Source organism: Acinetobacter lwoffii, from assembly GCF_019343495.1.
Lineage (GTDB): Bacteria > Pseudomonadota > Gammaproteobacteria > Pseudomonadales > Moraxellaceae > Acinetobacter > Acinetobacter lwoffii_P.
This window is the reverse complement of sequence record NZ_CP072549.1, coordinates 226,509-246,219: the sequence shown is the minus strand read 5'-3', so window position 1 is coordinate 246,219 and position 19,711 is coordinate 226,509. Positions and strand designations below refer to the sequence as shown.

The 19,711-nt window shown below is 39.9% G+C and carries 21 protein-coding genes; 10 read left to right on the top strand and 11 right to left on the bottom strand.

The features are described 5' to 3' along the window. The first annotated feature begins 178 nt into the window (after positions 1-178). Positions 179-442, top strand: coding sequence for a hypothetical protein (locus J7649_RS01170; protein WP_219308966.1), 264 nt, complete (start codon positions 179-181; stop codon positions 440-442). Positions 443-465: 23 nt separating this feature from the next. Next, the gene (locus J7649_RS01165; protein ID WP_219308964.1) at positions 466-1,230 is read left to right on the top strand and encodes a hypothetical protein; all 765 of its coding nucleotides are present in this window, start codon (positions 466-468) and stop codon (positions 1,228-1,230) included. Positions 1,231-1,274: 44 nt separating this feature from the next. On the opposite strand, the gene tsaA is transcribed toward J7649_RS01165, so the two are convergent. Then, positions 1,275-1,979 (bottom strand): tRNA (N6-threonylcarbamoyladenosine(37)-N6)-methyltransferase TrmO, encoded by a 705-nt coding sequence (gene tsaA, locus J7649_RS01160; RefSeq protein ID WP_219310028.1) that lies wholly within the window; start codon positions 1,977-1,979, stop codon positions 1,275-1,277. Positions 1,980-2,084: 105 nt separating this feature from the next. Between tsaA and J7649_RS01155 the strand changes: the two genes are divergently transcribed. Then, positions 2,085-2,864, top strand: a complete 780-nt coding sequence (locus tag J7649_RS01155; protein WP_219308962.1) for a ferredoxin--NADP reductase — start codon at positions 2,085-2,087, stop codon at positions 2,862-2,864. A gap of 64 nt (positions 2,865-2,928) precedes the next feature. On the opposite strand, the gene J7649_RS01150 is transcribed toward J7649_RS01155, so the two are convergent. From J7649_RS01150 to J7649_RS01140, 3 genes are all read right to left on the bottom strand, one after another. Next, positions 2,929-3,111 carry a YgdI/YgdR family lipoprotein gene (locus J7649_RS01150; protein WP_004279008.1) on the bottom strand — a complete coding sequence of 61 codons (183 nt, stop codon included), beginning with the start codon at positions 3,109-3,111 and terminating at the stop codon, positions 2,929-2,931. 18 nt (positions 3,112-3,129) lie between these two features. After that, the gene (locus J7649_RS01145; protein ID WP_219308960.1) at positions 3,130-3,381 is read right to left on the bottom strand and encodes a hypothetical protein; all 252 of its coding nucleotides are present in this window, start codon (positions 3,379-3,381) and stop codon (positions 3,130-3,132) included. Positions 3,382-3,542: 161 nt separating this feature from the next. Next, entirely contained in the window at positions 3,543-4,166 is a 624-nt protein-coding gene (locus J7649_RS01140) for a cation efflux transmembrane domain-containing protein (RefSeq protein ID WP_219308958.1), read from the bottom strand. 86 nt (positions 4,167-4,252) lie between these two features. Here J7649_RS01140 and J7649_RS01135 point away from each other — a divergent pair, with 86 nt between their 5' ends. The 3 genes from J7649_RS01135 to J7649_RS01125 all read left to right on the top strand — a co-directional run bounded on the left by J7649_RS01135 (position 4,253) and on the right by J7649_RS01125 (position 6,462). Then, positions 4,253-4,663, top strand: coding sequence for a Cd(II)/Pb(II)-responsive transcriptional regulator (locus tag J7649_RS01135; RefSeq protein WP_216986217.1), 411 nt, complete (start codon positions 4,253-4,255; stop codon positions 4,661-4,663). A gap of 132 nt (positions 4,664-4,795) precedes the next feature. Further along, complete coding sequence (gene trhP / locus J7649_RS01130; RefSeq protein WP_004645587.1) at positions 4,796-6,205, top strand: prephenate-dependent tRNA uridine(34) hydroxylase TrhP; 1,410 nt, start codon at positions 4,796-4,798, stop codon at positions 6,203-6,205. Between the two features lie 2 nt (positions 6,206-6,207). Then, on the top strand, positions 6,208-6,462 hold the full coding sequence (locus tag J7649_RS01125) for a YfhL family 4Fe-4S dicluster ferredoxin (protein ID WP_004645588.1): 255 nt from the start codon (positions 6,208-6,210) through the stop codon (positions 6,460-6,462). Between the two features lie 250 nt (positions 6,463-6,712). On the opposite strand, the gene ahpF is transcribed toward J7649_RS01125, so the two are convergent. The 6 genes from ahpF to glyA all read right to left on the bottom strand — a co-directional run bounded on the left by ahpF (position 6,713) and on the right by glyA (position 13,920). Beyond that, positions 6,713-8,278, bottom strand: a complete 1,566-nt coding sequence (ahpF, locus tag J7649_RS01120) for an alkyl hydroperoxide reductase subunit F (RefSeq protein ID WP_219308956.1) — start codon at positions 8,276-8,278, stop codon at positions 6,713-6,715. Positions 8,279-8,521: 243 nt separating this feature from the next. After that, positions 8,522-9,439: a hypothetical protein gene (locus J7649_RS01115; protein ID WP_180086164.1), complete on the bottom strand. Its 918-nt coding sequence runs from the start codon at positions 9,437-9,439 to the stop codon at positions 8,522-8,524. A gap of 37 nt (positions 9,440-9,476) precedes the next feature. Then, positions 9,477-10,610 (bottom strand): toxic anion resistance protein, encoded by a 1,134-nt coding sequence (locus tag J7649_RS01110; protein ID WP_219308954.1) that lies wholly within the window; start codon positions 10,608-10,610, stop codon positions 9,477-9,479. Positions 10,611-10,626: 16 nt separating this feature from the next. Beyond that, positions 10,627-11,418, bottom strand: coding sequence for a hypothetical protein (locus J7649_RS01105; RefSeq protein WP_004645592.1), 792 nt, complete (start codon positions 11,416-11,418; stop codon positions 10,627-10,629). A 341-nt stretch (positions 11,419-11,759) separates the two neighbouring features. Further along, on the bottom strand, positions 11,760-12,164 hold the full coding sequence (rnk, locus tag J7649_RS01100) for a nucleoside diphosphate kinase regulator (RefSeq protein ID WP_044112091.1): 405 nt from the start codon (positions 12,162-12,164) through the stop codon (positions 11,760-11,762). Positions 12,165-12,669: 505 nt separating this feature from the next. Then, the gene (gene glyA, locus J7649_RS01095; RefSeq protein ID WP_005103619.1) at positions 12,670-13,920 is read right to left on the bottom strand and encodes a serine hydroxymethyltransferase; all 1,251 of its coding nucleotides are present in this window, start codon (positions 13,918-13,920) and stop codon (positions 12,670-12,672) included. A gap of 572 nt (positions 13,921-14,492) precedes the next feature. Here glyA and J7649_RS01090 point away from each other — a divergent pair. The 3 genes from J7649_RS01090 (at position 14,493) to J7649_RS01080 (ending at position 16,509) form a co-directional block, all read left to right on the top strand. After that, positions 14,493-15,191 carry a 3'-5' exonuclease gene (locus tag J7649_RS01090; RefSeq protein ID WP_219308953.1) on the top strand — a complete coding sequence of 233 codons (699 nt, stop codon included), beginning with the start codon at positions 14,493-14,495 and terminating at the stop codon, positions 15,189-15,191. Between the two features lie 101 nt (positions 15,192-15,292). Beyond that, on the top strand, positions 15,293-15,958 hold the full coding sequence (locus tag J7649_RS01085) for a hypothetical protein (protein WP_219308951.1): 666 nt from the start codon (positions 15,293-15,295) through the stop codon (positions 15,956-15,958). Positions 15,959-16,158: 200 nt separating this feature from the next. Further along, positions 16,159-16,509, top strand: coding sequence for a hypothetical protein (locus tag J7649_RS01080; protein ID WP_219308949.1), 351 nt, complete (start codon positions 16,159-16,161; stop codon positions 16,507-16,509). A 251-nt stretch (positions 16,510-16,760) separates the two neighbouring features. On the opposite strand, the gene J7649_RS01075 is transcribed toward J7649_RS01080, so the two are convergent. Then, entirely contained in the window at positions 16,761-16,979 is a 219-nt protein-coding gene (locus J7649_RS01075) for a hypothetical protein (RefSeq protein ID WP_005263443.1), read from the bottom strand. Between the two features lie 995 nt (positions 16,980-17,974). Between J7649_RS01075 and J7649_RS01070 the strand changes: the two genes are divergently transcribed. Then, a complete protein-coding gene (locus J7649_RS01070) occupies positions 17,975-19,546 on the top strand; it encodes a sensor domain-containing diguanylate cyclase (RefSeq protein ID WP_219308947.1) in 1,572 nt (523 codons plus the stop codon). Positions 19,547-19,711: the final 165 nt, after the last annotated feature.

The window sequence follows — 19,711 nt, the reverse complement described above, 5'->3', positions numbered from 1 at the left end:
AAATATTTCTAACTAATTAATTTTTATATTTTTACTAGGTTTTATTTCAATATTTTATAGCTATAATCGGCTGGCTTTACTTTTAAAAAACAATTGAATTAATATAATTTTTATAGGGTATTTATGAAATTTAAGACTTTATCATTCGCAATTTTTAGTGCATTCATGTTAAGTGCATGTGGCGGAGGTTCATCTTCTGAATCAAACACTGGAACTGGAACTGGAACTGGAACTGGAACTGGAACTGGAACTGGAACTGGAACTGGAACTGGAACTGGAACTGGAACTGGAACTGGAACTGGAACTGGAACTGGAACTGGAAATACTACAACAAATGATTCTGAATGGTCTGTGTATTCGCCTTCCTATTTCGAAAATTCTGATTACTTATTCGACAAACTCACTTTTACAAGCAAAGGGGATACACAATATGTCCGTGTAGACTATTTAAGCAACCTAAAAGATATGGAAACTCTTGATATAAATGAACTGTATATTTTTAGTGATTACTTAACTAATGAAGGTCTCTATGAATTAGAATTAAATAAAGATCCTGAATTAGGCTATAAAATTGGATCACTTTTAAAAAATACTCCAACTGAAAAAACCTATATCCCATCCTCTAAAATCGGACATACAGGTCTTCAATTAACTGAACAATATGAGTTAGTCGATCTATCTGGCAAACCATTGGCTGAATACATAGATACTCATCTGTATCTGGTCTCTTCTGAACCTAAGCTAAATTATTATGGTAGCTTCGGACAACTCTATCTTTCTAAACTTAAAGACAAGAAATTTCCAAATGGTTCAAAATGCTTAAGAGGATTAAATTTATCTTCGAGTAAAGACTTTATTATGATGTATCAAAACCCATACGATACTTCTGATAGTTTCCAAGATATATTCTCTGAGGGCTATAACACTATAAATCTAGGTGGATATAAGGCTTTTATTTCGAATGCAATTTATCCAAATGAATATATCAGCGCCATTGTGCAATTCGATAATAAATATCGTATGGGCGAGTACAATAAATCAGGTACTTATTACTCTTTAAATAAAGAAATTGAAATTGAAACACAAGTTTTAAAAGAACTTAAGTCTGATAAGCTTACAGATGCAGAGGAAATTTTAGAACAAGAGTTATATATTCAATCTTTACAAAAAGAATGTACTATTTTTAACTCCACTGCGAGTAAAGAGATTGATAAATACCGTGTAATGTAATTCAGCCAGATCATTTTTTGGGGGAATATCCCCCCCAAAAAATTTTAAATCTCGACAATCTCAATATATTGTGTATTTACTCTAAACTTCACATCTAAATCAGCAAACTTCATCCCATAAATCCGCTCTTCATCTTCCTGATATGCTGGTCTTGGATCTAAAGATAAAACCGCTTCCAGTTCCTGAATAGTCTGCATAGAAATTTTTCCATTTCCTAGTAATTGTTGCTTTTGCTGCTCCGCTTCATCGCTCCAGATGACGGTTTTACGTGATGGTTCATCCTGTGCATAACCGCTTTGTGCTTCAATGATAGCATCCGAATATTGTATATAAGGTTTAATATCTACAATTGGCGTGCCATCGAGCAAATCACTCCCTGTCACATATACTCGAACATGTTTACCCACCTTTCTCACTTCCTTGAATTTGACCACAGATAAACCAATCGGTGATGGACGATACATGCTGCGCGTGGCAAACACGCCTATTTTCTTGTTACCGCCCAAACGTGGCGGACGCACTTGTGGACGAAACTGGCTGTTGTCCTGGTTTTTATTGTCATGAAATTGCCAAACCAACCACAGATGACTGAACTCTTCAATTCCCTCAAAGGCGAGTAGGTCATTATAAGGCTCGACCATTTCGATATAACTTTCGACCTGAACCAGATTCGGCTGACGAGGAATACCAAATTTTTCTTTATAGGGAGAGCGCATATAACCAATTATCGGCAGCGCAAGTTCAGTCATCATCACTTTTTTTGATAAGCTCAATTAAATATATTCAGTTTATCGAGAATGAATTTAGATTAGAATAGCAAGCTGTTCTAATTTGATAATTTATTGAGACCTTTAATGGCTGCTTTTAACGTCGAAAAGATTACTCACGTCCACCACTGGAATGATACTTTATTCTCTTTTAAAACGACTCGTGACACTGCTTTGCGTTTTAAAAACGGTCAGTTTGTAATGATCGGCCTTGAAGTCAATGGCAAGCCGTTAATGCGCGCATATTCAATTGCAAGCGCCAACTACGAAGAAGAGTTAGAGTTTTTCTCAATTAAAGTGCCTGATGGTCCACTGACTTCGATTTTACAGAAAGTCAAAGTCGGCGATGACATTTTGGTGTCTAAAAAGCCGACAGGTACATTGGTACTTGATGACTTGAACCCAGGTAAAAATCTTTACCTTCTTTCTTCTGGTACAGGTCTTGCACCGTTCCTGTCGACTATTCGCGATCCAGAAACTTACGAGCGTTTTGAAAAGATTATCGTAGTTCACGGTACCCGTTTCATTTCAGAACTGGCTTATCAAGATTTGATCCTGAATGAAGTGCCAAATCATGAATTCTTCTCTGAACTAGGCGCGAAAGAAAAATTGGTATATTACCCAACCGTAACCCGTGAAGAATATCCAAACCAAGGTCGTGTAACCACTGCCATTGAAACTGGTGAACTGTTCGAAAAAATCGGTCTGCCACGTTTCAACCCGGAAACTGACCGTGCCATGTTATGCGGTAGCCCTGCATTCCTAGATGATGTTGCTACGCTTCTTGACCAACACGGTCTGAAAGAATCTCCAAAAATGGGCGTTCTGGGTGACTACGTGATTGAACGTGCATTCGTAGAAAAATAAGATTTTCTAAAATAAAAAACCGGACTTAAAAGTCCGGTTTTTTATTGGAACAATCACTAAAAAATTAACGATCGCGGCCTTCCTGATTTGCAGAACCTGAACAACCTGCGCCACCTGCAATGATGAAACCCGTTTGCGCTTTACATGAACCAATCATACGGCCATGAGAGTCAAATGTAGTCACTGACGATGCACAACCCGTCAATACAACAGTTGCTACGAGTGCAATAAGTGCTGATAATTTCATGATATTCCCCTTTATTATTTACGGTTTTAAATTAATCTGATTTTGGCTTGGTGGCGTTGGTAATAGGCCCGTAGCAGCATCCGGCGTATTATAATTCACACCCAAAGCATCGCCTGAACCACTACAATGTGCGCTCGCGATTGAAAGTAGGCCACGCGTCGCTTTACATGAACCGATAATTTTTCCTGTTGCATCATAAGTCACGACTTTGGAACTACAAGCGGCTAAACTAGATATTGCCAATATTGAAAAAATTTTAATTAAATTCACATTAACCCTCGCATTATGCAAAAAACTAAATTATTAAAATTTATGTATATTTTATGAATTTCGCGAGAGATTCTAATTTAATTTGTTTATTTGTAAAGCTTTATTTTTCACATATTATAAAAATAAAAAGCTGCCCTGCAGGACAGCCTTAAATATAAAAATTAGCTGGATTTATGTTTAAGTGATCTTTCTTCTAGGGACTGCTTAATCACTTGATAACCTGATGTGATGCCAAGTGTTGCGATAATCACAGCCACAATAATATCTGGCCAAAGACTGCCTGTACCAAATACGCCTACGGCTGCCAAAATGACCGCAAAGTTGCCAATCGCATCATTACGACTACAGAGCCAGACCGACCGCATATTGGAATCACCTTCACGAAAAGCATAAAGAATTGCTGCTGTAAATACATTCGCCACCAAGGCCAGGACGCCAATCAGGCCCATTGTCAATGCTTCAGGTGGAATGCCTTGCAGATAGGCGTAAATCACTTTGCCAATAACCACCAAGCCAAATACAGCCATGGTCAAGCCTTTAATCAGGGCAACTGTTGCGCGCCAATACAGGCTTGCCCCTAATACAGCCAAAGAAATTCCGTAATTGACCGCATCTCCAAAGAAATCTAGCGCGTCTGCCCACAAGGCCGATGAATGTGCATATGCACCACCGATCAGCTCCACTACAAATAAAGTCAAGTTCACCAGCAAGGCAATCCATAGCGCTGTTCTAAATTTGCTGTTGGGCTTGATGGGTGCCGGTTCAGGACTACAACTACAAGCCATATCATTCCCCCGATGATTTTTTATCTAAAATACGATAAATTGATTAGAAACTATGGACTAACTCCAAGGTCAAGCATGAGGGCGATATGTCAGTTTATTTGATTTCAGAAATGGCCAAAAAAACTGGTCTAAGCACCGATACCCTACGTTTTTATGAGAAAAAAGGCTTTATCCAGCCGAATTTTCGAGCAAGTAATCAGTATCGTTATTATGGTGAAGACGCATTAAAAAGACTGCTTTTTATCAAGCGTTGCCGTGCCTTGGACATGTCGTTAAAAGAGATTGAAACCCTGATTCAACTTGAACAAAATCCGGAACAGGACTGCTGTGCCGTCAACCAGCTGATTGATCAGCATCTTTCGGATATTTCAAATAAAATTAAAGAATTACAAATATTTGAACAGCAACTGATTACACTGAGAGAAAGTTGCAATACCCCGACCACGATTGATCATTGCCAGATTTTAAAAACGCTTGAAAACCCTGAAAATGACTGAATATTGAAGAAATTTTATGGACGCTTCCTACTTAAAATAAAACTTTGTTTTACCTCAAAATGGCGTATTTCCGAGTGATTTACTAGGTTGAATCCAAATTCCAGATGATTAGAATAAAACCGTACTTTTTATATGTCTTTCGATTTGATCATGAGCATTACCACTGTTACCGAACTTCTCTCACCTGCTGGCTCACTGAAAAATATGCGCTATGCCTTTGCTTATGGTGCAGATGCAGTCTATGCCGGTCAGCCGCGTTATAGCTTGCGGGTTCGGAATAATGAATTTGACCATGACAATCTCGCCATTGGCATTAAAGAAGCACATGAACTCGGCAAAAAGTTCTATGTGGTGGTCAATATCCAGCCGCATAACTCCAAGCTGAAAAATTTTATTCGTGATTTAGCGCCTGTAGTGGCGATGCAGCCAGATGCGTTGATCATGTCCGATCCAGGTCTGATCATGCTGGTGCGTGAACATTTTCCAGAGATGGATATTCACTTGTCTGTTCAGGCCAATGCCGTGAACTGGGCAACCGTGAAATTCTGGAAAAATATGGGCCTGACCCGCGTGATTCTGTCACGTGAACTGTCGATTGAAGAAATTGCAGAAATCAAACAGCAAGTGCCCGATATGGAGATTGAAGTCTTTGTTCATGGTGCACTGTGCATGGCCTATTCTGGCCGTTGCATGCTGTCAGGCTATATGAACAAACGTGATGCCAATCAGGGTGCCTGCACCAATGCCTGCCGCTGGGAATATAAAGTGCTGGATGCTAAGGAAGATGAAACCGGTGATGTGATTCCAGTGAAAAATCTGGATTCAGGCTGCTGCTCCAAAGATGCCGACGAACAACACATGCAAGAACAACATCAGTTTGATGAGCCTGTGTTATTGCAGCGGAATGATGAAGATATGTTTGCCGCAGAAGAAGATGAACACGGCACTTATTTTATGAACTCGAAAGATCTGCGTGCAGTCCAGCATGTAGAGCGCTTAACTAAAGTGGGTGTGCATTCACTGAAAATCGAAGGCCGTACCAAGTCTTATTTCTATTGCGCCCGTACTGCTCAAATTTACCGTAAAGCGATTGATGATGCGCTTGCGGGTAAACCTTTTGATCCGTCACTGATGACACAATTGGAAGGCTTAGCGAATCGTGGTTATACCGAAGGTTTTCTACGCCGCCATGTGCATAGTGAATATCAGAATTATGAACATGGTTCTTCCAGTTTTGATCATCAAATTTTCTGTGGTGAAGTACTGGAGCGCAATGGAGATTACATCAAGATCGATGTGAAAAACCGTTTTATCGTCGGTGACTCACTCGAACTGATGACGACTAAAGGCAATATCACTTTCAATTTAACCGAAATGAAAGACAAAAAAGGTAATCTGATCGAAGACGCCAAAGGTTCAGGTCATATCGTTGAGATTCCAGTTCCGGCAGATGTTGATATGCAATATGCCCTGCTCATCCGTAATCTGCCAAGCTCGACTATGGATATTTCGGCATCTTCACTGGCTTATCAAGCGAGTTAAATATGGCACTACTAATTACCGACAAATGCATCAATTGCGATATGTGTTTACCGGAATGCCCAAATGACGCGATTTATGAGGGTGCGAAAGTTTATGAAATTGATGTGAACCGTTGTACAGAATGCGTCGGTTTTTATGAGCATCAGACCTGTGTAGATGTCTGTCCGATTGAATGCATTGTTCCACATCCGGAGTATCGGGAAACACAAGAACAATTACTGGAAAAATTTAAGGGTTTGAACTTATTTAAATCTTAAAAATGAAGCGATGGAATAAACATTGCTTTATATAAAAACAACCTTGGGGAAAGTATAAAAATAAGGGTTGAAAACAAAAACTGTGCAGAGGAAAGGAACAGCTTAAAGTGCGTGGGGACACTTTTGGCTGTTCCAATAATAAATATAAAAAAAGGAACTCGGGTGTTAGCGTCCTGAGTTCCTATAAAGCGATAATAATGTATTTATAAGATATAGCACCTCGGTTTTGGGGAACCCAGGTGCTATTTTTTTATTGTCCTGAACGGATGATGTAATCAAAAGCAGACAGTGACGCCTTGGCACCTTCACCGGTGGCAATGATGATCTGCTTGTAAGGCACTGTGGTACAGTCACCTGCTGCAAATACACCTTTCACATTGGTTTCATTGCGATCATTAATCACAATCTCGCCGCGGTTGGTCAGCTCAACAGCAGTTTCTTTTAAGAAATCGGTGTTAGGCAACAAACCGATCTGCACGAAGATCCCCGCCAGCTCAACCACATGCTCTTTATCCGTGGCACGGTCTTTGTATTTCAGACCGGTCACCTGTGAACCATCACCCAGCACTTCAGTCGACAGGGCATTCTTGATCACGGTGGTATTCGGCAAGCTGTTCAGCTTGTCTTGCAGCACCTGATCCGCACGCAGCTTGGTATCAAATTCCACCAAAGTTACATGCTCCACAATCCCCGCCAGGTCAATCGCGGCTTCAACACCCGAGTTACCACCGCCAATCACGGCTACACGCTTGCCTTTGAACAGTGGGCCATCACAGTGCGGACAGTAGGCCACACCACGAGTTTTGTATTCCTGCTCACCTGGAACGTTCATCTCTCTCCAGCGTGCGCCGGTCGACAGAATCACGGTTTTAGATTCCAGTTTGGCACCATTCTCTAAAGTCACTTCCACCAGACCATTGGCCGTTTCGTCTGCCCCTTTGATATCAGACACGCGTTGCAGGTTCATGATGTCGACCCCGTATTCACGCACGTGGGCTTCCATTTCCGCTGCAAATTTAGGACCTTGGGTTTTTTGTACTGACGTGAAGTTTTCAATATCCATGGTGTCCATGACCTGACCGCCCATGCGCTCCGCCACGATCCCGGTTTTAATGCCTTTACGCGCTGCATAGATGGCTGAAGTATTCCCCGCAGGTCCACCACCAATCACCAGAACATCAAAGGCGTCTTTGGCATTCAGCTTTTCCGCATCTTTGGCAGCGGCATTGCTATCCAGCTTGGCAATGATTTCTTCCAGTGTCATACGACCCTGACCGATATGCTGGTTGTCCTGGAATACCATCGGCACCGCCATGATTTTGCGTTCTTCGACTTCTTCCTGGAAGAAGGCCCCATCAATCATGGTGGCAGTAGTGCCCGGGTTATAAATGGCAATCAGGTTGAGTGCCTGAACCACATCCGGACAGTTATGGCAGCTTAAGGATACAAATACATCGAAATTAGATTGAACACCTAGGCTCTTGATATTCGCCAGAACTTCATCAGAGACTTTCGGTGCATAACCTGAGGTTTGCAACAATGCCAGGATCAGTGAGGTGAACTCATGGCCCATTGGCAAGCCTGCAAAGAACACACGCGGTTCCTCACCTTGTTTGGCAATCCCGAAACTTGGCGCACGTGCATTGGTCCCGTCAAAGCGTGCAGTGACCAGGTCAGACAGTGCAGCCACTTCGGCAACCAGTTCCTGGATTTTGGCTGATTTGTCAGAGCCATCTAAAGTCGCCACCAGTTCAATCGGACCTTCCAGGCGTTCTAATAGGGTTTTAAGTTGAGCTGAAGTATTTTGATCTAACATTGCTAACGTCTCCAAAGGAGTAAATGTTTATTTGATAACAGGATATTAAATGAATTGCATAAATAGGTAAAACAGTTTGTTTTTATTCTATTGATCGATATTTTAGATTATAAATCCAATCATAGATTTTATGCTGCCTTATTTTAATTTTTGGGCGGTATTGAGCAAGTTGAATAGGTTATCTTAAAAATAGCGTTGAAATTCCATCAAAAAATGCTCCCTATTCAGGAGCATTTTGGGAAATTAATGAATCCGCTGTTCGATACGGAGTGATCGACCCTTGATTGAGTTGGCCAAGAAAAACAAGATTAAGCTGAGTAGCGCCGATAAAATAGCGACACCAATAATGACCAGATTCGTGATCTGGCTCAATTGATCCGCCTGTTGCACCTGCGTATTTACACTCTTAGCGACCGTTGTCATCGCTTGACCATAGACTTGTTGCTGCATGGTCCAGATTTGTTCAGGCTTGAAACCATATTGTTCAAATTTAGGATCCTGTTTTTCTGCCTCAACCAATTTTAAAACATAGGGTTTTGCGGCAGATAAATCTTGCGGCTTATGCAGCAATGCCGTTTGCGCCAATAAATAAGACTTTACTGGTGCAGCAATCTTTGAATCGGCCAGGTAACGGGCGATTTCACTATCATTGATATTACTATCGTAATACACCACTTGCTGATAAGCATCATCCCGATCATTGCGCAGATCATGCTGCCAGTAAGTTAAGCCTGACCAAATTACGATAAAAGCAATCAGCCAGGCGACAAATTTCAGCACAAAAGACTGAAAGCGCACATAAAAGAAACGCAACTTTTTCAGTAAGCCAATCACAAAAAATGCACCGATGAAAGAGGCAAAAATTTTAATAATCAGCCAGCCAAACCAGCTCAGCAAACTAAAAAAATAATCTGGACTATCACCAATGCTGGCCAGTGTGGCATCTACACTGACCGGCAAATGCAATTGCTGTACTTGGGTACTTAGGCCAAAAAAACCATAGACCAGTTCCTGCTGGAAAAATAGGCTGATCAGTGAGGCTATAAATACGGTAGAGGTGGTCAAACCCAATAGCATCAAATTGCGTTGACGTTTCTTGAGTGCAACTACCCCCTGTTTGATGTCCTGAGGCTTAACGGCGTATTCATCTAAGGGCGGCAATCTCTACTCCTTCTTACAGATTTTGGCCCTACCTGATTTAGTTGGGCTTGGATCCACTGGTACTTGATTCAATCACCAAATGATTCAGATTATCCTGCAAAGCTTTCAAACGCACGGTTGCTTCTGTGCGTTTTTGTACACCTTCTTTCTGAATCTGAATCACATCATTTACAGTTTTAATGAGGGTGTTTTGCACATGTTCAAGCGTTTCAATGTCAATCACCGAGCGTTGATTGGCTTTAGCCGTATCAACCGAGTTCTGATGTAACAGGTCAGCATTACGGCGCAGCAGCTCGTTGGTAGCATCATCAATGGTATTGGCCAGCTGTACACTGTTCTTCTGTTCACTCAACGAAATCGCCAGACTGATCTGGTTTTTCCACGCCGGTAAAGTAATGTTTTTGATCGCATAGAACTTGTCGACCAACATCAGGTTATTCGACTGGATAATCCGGATCATTGGCAAGGTCTGCATCGCAGATTGCTGCAATACCTGTAAATCACTGACACGTTTTTCCAGATTATTGGCCAGATGGTTCAGGTCATAAATTTTCTGGGTGGTGCTCTGATCTTGCGGCAAGGCGGTTAAAGTGGAAATTTCCTGCTGCAGCTCCTGTTCGCGTAAACGGCCTGCGGCGATATGTACCCCGAGCTGTTTATATTCATCCTGTACCCCGTCAAACATTTTATCCAGGGTATCAACACGTGCTTTCAAACCGGATTGCGAGGTTTCAATCTCTTTCACCAGTACATCTAGCTGCTCTTTAGTGGTATTGAAATGCGCATCAAAGTTATCTTTCGCACCTTTGAATTTGCTAATAATATTGCCAAAAAAACCCGAACTTTTCTTTTTATTGAGAATACTGCTGGTATTCAGCTGCTGAGCCACCTGTACCACCTGATTCAGCTTCTGTCCTGTCGCATCCAGATCTCTATTTTGCACCAGATTCAGTAATTCATCGGTATAGGTCGAAGTTTTGGTCGCAATATTTTTGCCATATTCAGCCACGCTGTTATGACTCATGTTCTGCAACTCTTTACGTGCAGCCAGCACCTCCTGAAAGTCAGCAGGCTGTAAGCACAGTTCTTTCAGGTCCATTTGCTGGAATTTTTGTTCGACCAGTTCATTCGAGCTTTCAACAGGTAAATTTACTAAATCAGACTTGATCATAGTTCACCTTATATTGTTATGTTTTCGAGGGTTTCTCGAGGGATTTTTTTAACGTTTTAATCAGACTCTCACGGCTATTATCAAGTTTTTCCAGATCACTTGTCGAGTGTTTCGTCTGGCTTTGTTTGACATGATATTGCCAGGCCGGAATCAAGACCTGCTGTGCTTCCTTAAAGCGATCCAGCAGGCTAAAGGAAAGCTGCTGCGAAAGCTGCATCTGGGTAATGGCGATGTCATTACTGCTTTGCAAGGTACGTAAGGTATTAATTTTCTTGGAGAGGCGTTCTGAAAAATTATCCAAGGGATGCTGGTTTTTGACGAATAGCGGATATTCAGACAGAAACTCGTCTGCTGCGACAATGTGCTTGGCCATCTGTTCGCGCAACCCCAAAAGCTGCTGAAAACGCGACTGCGATTTCTGAATTTCAATCTGTAATTTACGGCTTAAGTGATCGGCCTGATCGAGCAAACGGTCTAGCCGTTGATAATATTCCACCTGACTTGAGCCATAATCCAGATCGATGCCTAGCCATTTCTGTAGGGCATTAAATTTACGTTTTTTCAGATATTTTTTAGATTCTGCCAAGGCATGAATCAATTGCTCAATGGTCTGGCTTAACTGTTGGGTCAAGTGCGGATCTACACCATTCAGTAGAACGGACTGTGCCTGAATCAGAGCATCTGCATAATGATTCAGCCCATATTGATTATCCAGTACAGGCACAAGCTCATTACGCTTAATCGCCAGAATTTCCTCACGATCAAGCATCATATCAGTCAAGGCAGGTAGAGCTTCAAAGCGCGACATGGTTGAGGCGATATCCTTTAAAAAAGTGAAACAAAGAAGTCTAGAACATCTTCGAATGTAGCAAAAAAACAGACCGCGTTGTGTATATTTATCCAGAAATTCGTTACATCACTTTAACTAAATCCATGTTTTATCTTTATTTTAATTATGATTTTGGCAATACGATTCAATTGCAGAGATAAATGACTACATTGCATTTTGAGAATTATTTAACTTTAAGCATTTAGAACTTTAAAATGTATTCAATCTGATCTAAATGCTTACAACATCAGGTTTTACTTAAAATCCATATACAAAAAAAGCCATATTGCTATGGCTTTCAAGGATGATCCAACGCTGGCTTAAAGATAATCCCCTTCGCTCTCCGGCTGAAACAGCACTTTTTCAATGGTTACTTTCATGGTATGACCATCCGGTTGTGGCCATTCAATGGTTTGACCTTCCGCTAAGCCCAAAATGGCTGCACCTATTGGTGCGACCACATTGACCTGCCCCTTTTCACCTTTAAATTCGTGTGGGTAAACCAGTGTCACCTCAACAGCTTCCGTAGAAGGTGCAATGGTCAGCAACACACGGGAATGCATGGTCACGATATTGCTTGCGATCGCTTGCGGCTCGACCACTTCGGCACGTGCCAATTCATCCTCTAAGCGGATCATGGTTTCGCTCAGCTTGCTCTGATTCTCCAGCATCGTTTCCAGACGATGTAAATCTTGCTCAGATAAAATAATGTTGGGTTTAGTCATCCTTATTACCTTGTTTAATGCATAAATGAAAAATTAATCAATCAACCGCCAGCAGCATTTTTAAATACAGGATTTACCCATATTCAAATGATACCGATCCATATAACGTTTAAATAAAAAGAATGATGTCATTCACGGCGCTTATATCAGCACCACCTTACAGTAACATGGGATTCACTCAAGCGCTTCATCTACCATGATCTTCAGCTCAATAACCTATTATTTTTAAAGTGTCAGGTTCTGAAAATAATTCCTGTAAATAATTTCAAGCAAAGCATGCAACGAATGCATTCATTCTTTTAAAGCATTTAAAAATACAAATAGTTGATAAAAGACTTTAAGCCAGATTGAGAAAAACTCAATATGATTTTATTGATGACTCAATCTCTTACGGCATGGAAATTGATCTATATAAGCCCGATCAAGTCTAAACATCTTTTACATCGTTATTTTTACAGCTATAAAAAAAGCTCCCGGTTGGGAGCTCCTTTCCGTTTATAAGCGATTATGCATAAACTGGGAATTTAGCACATACCGCTGCAACTTTCTCTTTCACCGCGTTGATAACAGCTTCATCGCCTTTAGCATCTAGGATGTCAGCGATCCAGCCTGCAAGTTCACGCACTTCAGCTTCGCCAAAACCGCGAGTTGTTACTGCAGGTGTACCGATACGGATACCTGAAGTGACGAACGGAGAGCGTGGATCGTTTGGTACAGAGTTTTTGTTCACAGTAATGTGAGCAGCACCTAACCAAGCGTCAGCTTCTTTACCTGTGATGTCTTGTTTGATTAAAGACAACAAGAACAAGTGGTTTTCAGTACCACCAGAAACTACGTCATAACCACGAGCGATTAATACTTCAGCCATTGCTTTCGCATTCACAACTACTTGTTGCTGATAAGCTTTGTATTCAGGTGCCATTGCTTCTTTGAAGCAGATTGCTTTCGCAGCAATCGCGTGAACCAAAGGACCACCCTGGTTGCCTGGGAATACAGCCGATTGAAGTTTCTTCTCGATTTCTTCGTTTGCTTTCGCAAGGATCAGACCTGAACGTGGACCACGAAGTGTTTTGTGAGTCGTAGTCGTAGTAACGTCAGCGATTTGCACCGGGCTTGGGTAAACGCCAGCGGCAACCAGACCTGCAACGTGAGCCATATCAACAAATAGGTAAGCGCCAACTTTGTCCGCGATGTCACGGAAACGCTGCCAGTCAACGATTTGGCTGTATGCAGAGAAACCAGCAACGATCATGCGTGGCTTGTGCTCAAGCGCCAAACGCTCAACTTCTTCGTAATCGATCTCGCCAGTTTCAGGGTTTAAACCGTACTGAATCGCATTATATGTTTTACCAGAGAAACTTACTTTTGCACCGTGCGTCAAGTGACCACCGTGAGCAAGGCTCATACCCAGAACTGTATCGCCCGGGTTAAGAAGCGCTAAGTAAACTGCTGAGTTTGCTTGTGAACCAGCATGTGGCTGAACGTTAGCATAATCAGCACCAAAGAGTTCTTTAGCACGGTCAATCGCCAATTGTTCGATAACGTCTACATACTCGCAACCGCCATAGTAGCGTTTACCTGGGTAGCCTTCCGCATATTTGTTAGTAAGTTTTGAACCTTGAGCTTCCATAACTGCTGGTGAGCAGTAGTTTTCAGAAGCGATTAGCTCAATATGAGCTTCTTGACGAGCATCTTCATTCGAGATTGCTTGAGCTAATTCTGGATCAAATTCAGCGATAGAGATATTGGCAAACATTAGCGAGGTCCTATTGATTTAGGGCTTTTAAGCCGTGCTAAGATTGGCGCGTATTGTAGCATGAAGTTTTAAATTTTCGATCATGAACTTTATTCAGTTTGCAATAAAAATGGCTCAACTCTTTAGAATTCATGGTCAATTTAAGTAAAATCAAACTATTGAATTGACATTAAAGTTTTTTGACTTTTAAAATTTTGCGTATTTTTCTCACGCTTTGTAAGCTTACATTGCTTTAAATACTGAATGCCCTGTGATCTAGCAGCACTCCCAACCAATTTAAAATCGGATCAACGCATTTTCCTCATTCTTTCTTTAGACCTTATTCTTTCTTTAGACCTTTCTCCCTCTTTTGTCTTTCTGAACTTCTTGAAGATGCCTTAACCTGAATCAGATAATTGTAGATATCTAAATTGAGAGATGTGTGTTTGATCTATTTGTTCATAATTAGGCAGGATTGGATTGATTTACCTCATTCTTTGTCTATAAGTGCATATTTTATAAAATTCAGCTTAATCTTTTTCTCTATTTATCGTTAATATGAAGCCTGTCTCTTCTTTTATGGTGCTTAACGCATGCAGGCCATTATTCTTGATACCGAAACGCATACTTTAAATGGTCAACCCATCGAAATTGCTTATGCGCCTGTCGAAATTGTAGAGCATAAAATCAGTCTGGATAAAAGCCGTCTGTTTGATCAGCTTTATTCATGTGACGAAGCCATTTCTTTTGCTGCCATGGCCGTGCATCATATTCTGGAATCGGATCTGGAAGGTCAGCCGCATTACACTACCTTTCGCCTGCCTGATGAAACCGTCTATATGATCGGCCATAATATTGATTATGACGTCCGTGCCATCGAAAAATGTGGTGTAGATACTTCAAAAATCAAGGCGATTTGTACACTGGCTTTAGCACGTCAGGTCTGGCCAGATGCAGAAGCACACAATATTTCTGCACTGATTTATATGATCACCAAAGGCAGCGAAAGAGCGCGTGAAATGATCCGTAAAGCGCATCGTGCCGATATGGATATTATTTTAACTGCCAATATTTTGATGCATATTGTGCATCATTTAAAAATCAACAATATGCAGGAATTATTCGAGGCTTCTGAAGATGCCCGAATTCCACGTACGATTAATTTTGGTAAACATCGCGGTACCGCTATTGCAGAACTGCCTGCTGACTATGTGCAATGGTTGTTGCGTCAAGATGAGCTGGATCCTTATTTACGTAAGGCCCTTGAAAATACGGCGATCACTACATTATAGGTCTTATCAAAATAAACCTCTGTATTTTAATAAATACTTCATATTAATGTAATTTTCACAGACTATGCTCTAGCTGAATTTAAGCAACCATCTATTCAGCTATGATGCATTTTTATAAAACTCAACGTGGGATCGAGGTGCTACAGGATCGCTCCATCCCACTGACCGCACGCCAACGCCGCTTACTGGTTCTGATCGGCAGCCAAGATTTCAACTTATTAAATGATGGCTTAAAGCAGCAGCTTGCTCCTGCCGAACTCTTAGATCAACTTTATGCCATGGATTTAATCGTTCCGGCTGAAACTGGCGAGGTAGCCATCAGTCAAAAGCAGGCTGATGCAAGATCAGATACAAAAGTTGACCTGGCACACTCCGAGATTCACCGTTCGTTGAATTCCTCGATAGCAGCGGATTCTGCGACAAAAGATCTAAACTCTAAGATGGAGCCCATAAAAATACTGCAGAACACTCCATCTGCTGAAACGGATTCAAGCCATGAACAAAAGCTGCCTGAACTGAAACCCATGTCTTTTGAAGACCTCAAATATATGATGATGGAAAGCTTACAAAAATATTGTGGCTTGATGGCCAAGCAGCAAATTCACCATATTTTACAGGCACCGGATGTGCGCAGTTTGAAACTTTGTCAAATGCAATGGATCACATCACTTCAGGAAAGTCGCATTGCTCCTCAAGAATTGAATCACATTCTGAAGCAGATTAATTTTGCTTTAGATCAATTACAGCAAAATGAAGCGCCTGAATAAGAATATCTTAGTCTTTTAAACTCTTAAATAAGTGAGTTTAACAATGAGGCAGCTTTAATGATTTAAGATAACTAATTGGTTATTTGATATATTTATGTTTAAGCGAAATTTAAAGCTCGAAATATCCGACTTAAGCGTGATAGAAAAAGAATTACAATCCCGCCATATAGTGAGCATAGACATCCGATTGAATCATGTATATGTCATATTATTTACAATTCGATGCGTTCGATAATCCCATGCAACTGAGTAAAGTTGGCAACTGGGTGATTACCTTTTTAAGTCCGGTTGAAGAACTGCAATTTGTGCAACTAGCGATTACCTATGTACTTCCCCGCCAGATCAGTGACAGCTTGCAACCGCGCCGTGTGTTGATTCAAAAAAGTCCCATTGAGCATCATTGGCTGATTCAGGCCATTGAATGTTTTGACAGCACGACTCGTCAGGAAATTTCTTTAAGCTCTGAGCATACAACCGCACAGCAAACTTTAGCGCAGATTCTAAAAGAATTTGAAAAATATGATGTGAATGTGCAGCTTAAACAGATTTAACCACCTGCCCATTCTATTGATTTTTTATCAAAATTGGATATTTCTTCGGCCAATCAAGGCCCACTACCACGTTGTCTTCTCTTAGAGATTGAATCAACTTATGATTATAGCTGCACACATTAGCATCCAAGCTAGCAAATACCAAAGTATAAAAAAACTCACCTAAATGGTGAGTTTTTTAACTGCTGAATCGGTGATTTCGGATAAATAAGTTCAATTTTTTTCTACCTATCTGAAGTTCACTGATTAAATTATTCGACAACGCGATAAATATTTGAAGATTGTTGGCTTTCAAATAATAGCTCAATACTCGGCAGAATGGTTTCACCATCCACCACAATATGTTCAATTTTTTTGACCAACTCAGCTACATGATGAGTGTTGTGCTCTGCAAAGGAACGCAGCATAGCTTTCGCCTCAGTCACTTGACTAAATTGATCTTTCACCTTGATATCAATCATCTTTGACATTTTTCCTTCCTCTCTCATTATCCAATTTGCAGTTTTTTATACCATAATTAGCCAAGCGATTAATCTTCAAGATGTTAACGAATTTGGCAATGTAAACTTTTTTATCTGGAGGGATTATAAGAAAAAGAATATTAAACTGAATGAATTGTGCAGACATTAAAAAAGCTCGCATTTCTGCGAGCTCTGTGTTGGATGGCTAGTGCTAGATTTATTGTCTGGTGATAAACATCAAACTCAACTAACTGTCATTGATCCGTCCAACTTATCGGTAGCGTCTTATTGGTTTTACGACCTACCATGAGTTCAATATAGCAGTATTTTTTTAACCGACAATACCCTTTTACACTTCTAAAAGAAGTCATATACAAGATTTCAATTGTTATTTTTATAAAGCAGATTAGAATATTTCTAGCTTATCTTACGAAGAATTTTGTATTCATATCATCTTTCTTTAATGTATTGATTTTTTGAAAAATAATTGATTAAACATTCAACTTTCTATTGAATAGCAGGTTTAATACTTTCCTTCATAACCTCTAATGAGCACTTCAAAAATTAAACTGGAATATGATTTTTTATAAAAAATACTTCCGGAAAAGGACGCACTATTTAAAGAAACTACTGTCATAGAATCTATACTACGAATTTTAAAAGGTTATCTTTAAAAAAATTGGCGACAATTCGATCTCCCCTCAGTAAGGTCAATTCACCATATTTTTGTCTGAATACTTAAGCATTTATAGAAATGAATTAAATTACTCAACAATTCAGCTAGACATTCAATCGCATATTTCGATTTGCAGCATAGTCAAATATTCAGAACCCTACTCAGCTTTTCAAAGCTACCCTATTTACAGGCAATCGATCTATAAACTCTAAATTTGATCGAAATAAAAACTCCCACCTAATGGAAATTTAATTTTATATCAACCTTAAACATTGAATATAAATGCAATACAATGCTCATAAATACATCGAGATATATCTAATTTTTTATGTCAGCTAATAATTTTAGGAAACACCTTGATCTCAATTTAAGGCAGTTAATACTTTTATTGGCTATTTTTAGTGTGTCTAGCCTTTTTATTATTTCTCTCATTATTAGCTATCAGATTGTAAAAAATCAGTTAATCGACAATTCTCTTGCCTTAAACTCTGATCATGCACATAAAATTGCATTAAGCACAGACAACCATTTTAGAAATATGCTTCTTGAGCTGGACTATAGTGCCAAGATATTAGGTCAAGACTTTAATAACAATGAGCTAAGAGAAGCCGAGGTCAATAAATTAAAATATCAGTCTGAACACTATAACAGTGTTGTGATCAGTGACACCCAAGGCAGACTGATAAACTTTTCCCCTAATATCCTGCATATTGATAAAAGCAAAATACAACATACTCAAGGGATTACTGACTCTCTTCATAAAAAATCGACTTATATATCTTCGCCCTATTTTTCTGTACAAAAAAATATGATCGTGTTTATTTCTCAACCTATTTTTGACAAGTCAAATCACTATCAGGGCTTCATCGGTTCAGCGATTTATTTAAAAGAAAAAAATGTAATTAATCAGCTTCTAACCACTTATAAAAATTATAAGAATAGTTATATGTATGTGATTAACAATGAAAATAAAATTATTTTCCATCCGGATCGTGAACGAATTGGTCAATGGGCAAGTAATAATACTGGTCTGGAATATATGCATGCGCATAAAAATGGTCAAATTCGTTTAATCAATAGCCAGGGCACTGATAATCTGGCGGGTTTTTCTCATATTCCGACTTCAAACTGGATCGTGGTTTCCCAGCAACCCACCCATAATTTACTTAAACAGGCAAATTCTATCCTTTATAAATTAGCCGCAGGATTCTTTTTATTTTATCTGCTTGTTTTTTATATTGTATGGCGGCTGTCTGACTCTATCTCGGCCCCGTTGAATCAATTGGCAGATATGGCGAGTTTGCTAAATCAGGCAGAAATCGGTTCAAAAATTAAGGATATCCAACCCTGGTACTATGAGGTCACAAAATTCAAGTTAGCTCTACTGCTCAGTGTTCGCAAGTTTTCACAACAAATGAGCAAAATGGATCATCATATTAATACAGATCCTTTAACCGGCTTGATGAATCGTCGTGGTTTGAATTATGTCATGACTCAAAACATGAAAATGAACATCCCTTTTTCAGTGCTTCTGATGGATGTGGATCATTTTAAAAACATTAATGATAATTATGGTCATGATCAAGGTGATGTGGTCTTAAAGCATATTGCCAAGACGATGCAGCAAAAATTTCGTAAAGATGATATTTGCTGCCGTTATGGCGGTGAAGAATTTATCATTATTATACCGAACAGCAATCTCACTGAAGTTTATGAAAGTGCAGAAAGGTTCAGAAAAGAGATTGCAGGTAAAGAAATTCAGGACATAGGTCACATTAGTATTTCGATTGGTATTGCTTCTTGGCCAGACAGTTCTAAAAATATTCTAGACGTTTTGAAAATTGCCGATAACAATCTTTATCGGGCGAAAGATGATGGCCGTAACTGTGTGCGATACTAATTTGATTTATTTTTCAGTTTTATAGCTTAAATAAATGGTGCGCTCAGCGCGCACAATAGACACAATCCAAGACACTGATTTTTAATAAATTTCATCAATTCTTGTTCTACATTTACCGTAAAAACTACCGCAAAATAGATCTGTACAATACCCGAAAATTTCTTA

Excerpts from the sequence above, each read along its gene's own strand:
- rnk (WP_044112091.1), bottom strand. The coding sequence starts at position 12,164 with ATGACTAAACCCAACATTATTTTATCTGAGCAAGATTTACATCGTCTG.
- J7649_RS01125 (WP_004645588.1), top strand. The coding sequence starts at position 6,208 with ATGGCACTACTAATTACCGACAAATGCATCAATTGCGATATGTGTTTA.
- J7649_RS01090 (WP_219308953.1), top strand. The coding sequence starts at position 14,493 with ATGCAGGCCATTATTCTTGATACCGAAACGCATACTTTAAATGGTCAA.
- glyA (WP_005103619.1), bottom strand. The coding sequence starts at position 13,920 with ATGTTTGCCAATATCTCTATCGCTGAATTTGATCCAGAATTAGCTCAA.
- J7649_RS01080 (WP_219308949.1), top strand. The coding sequence starts at position 16,159 with ATGTCATATTATTTACAATTCGATGCGTTCGATAATCCCATGCAACTG.
- J7649_RS01140 (WP_219308958.1), bottom strand. The coding sequence starts at position 4,166 with ATGGCTTGTAGTTGTAGTCCTGAACCGGCACCCATCAAGCCCAACAGC.
- J7649_RS01105 (WP_004645592.1), bottom strand. The coding sequence starts at position 11,418 with ATGTCGCGCTTTGAAGCTCTACCTGCCTTGACTGATATGATGCTTGAT.
- J7649_RS01085 (WP_219308951.1), top strand. The coding sequence starts at position 15,293 with ATGATGCATTTTTATAAAACTCAACGTGGGATCGAGGTGCTACAGGAT.
- J7649_RS01110 (WP_219308954.1), bottom strand. The coding sequence starts at position 10,610 with ATGATCAAGTCTGATTTAGTAAATTTACCTGTTGAAAGCTCGAATGAA.
- J7649_RS01155 (WP_219308962.1), top strand. The coding sequence starts at position 2,085 with ATGGCTGCTTTTAACGTCGAAAAGATTACTCACGTCCACCACTGGAAT.
- J7649_RS01165 (WP_219308964.1), top strand. The coding sequence starts at position 466 with ATGGAAACTCTTGATATAAATGAACTGTATATTTTTAGTGATTACTTA.
- ahpF (WP_219308956.1), bottom strand. The coding sequence starts at position 8,278 with ATGTTAGATCAAAATACTTCAGCTCAACTTAAAACCCTATTAGAACGC.
- J7649_RS01150 (WP_004279008.1), bottom strand. The coding sequence starts at position 3,111 with ATGAAATTATCAGCACTTATTGCACTCGTAGCAACTGTTGTATTGACG.
- J7649_RS01075 (WP_005263443.1), bottom strand. The coding sequence starts at position 16,979 with ATGTCAAAGATGATTGATATCAAGGTGAAAGATCAATTTAGTCAAGTG.
- J7649_RS01070 (WP_219308947.1), top strand. The coding sequence starts at position 17,975 with ATGTCAGCTAATAATTTTAGGAAACACCTTGATCTCAATTTAAGGCAG.
- trhP (WP_004645587.1), top strand. The coding sequence starts at position 4,796 with ATGTCTTTCGATTTGATCATGAGCATTACCACTGTTACCGAACTTCTC.
- tsaA (WP_219310028.1), bottom strand. The coding sequence starts at position 1,979 with ATGACTGAACTTGCGCTGCCGATAATTGGTTATATGCGCTCTCCCTAT.
- J7649_RS01135 (WP_216986217.1), top strand. The coding sequence starts at position 4,253 with ATGTCAGTTTATTTGATTTCAGAAATGGCCAAAAAAACTGGTCTAAGC.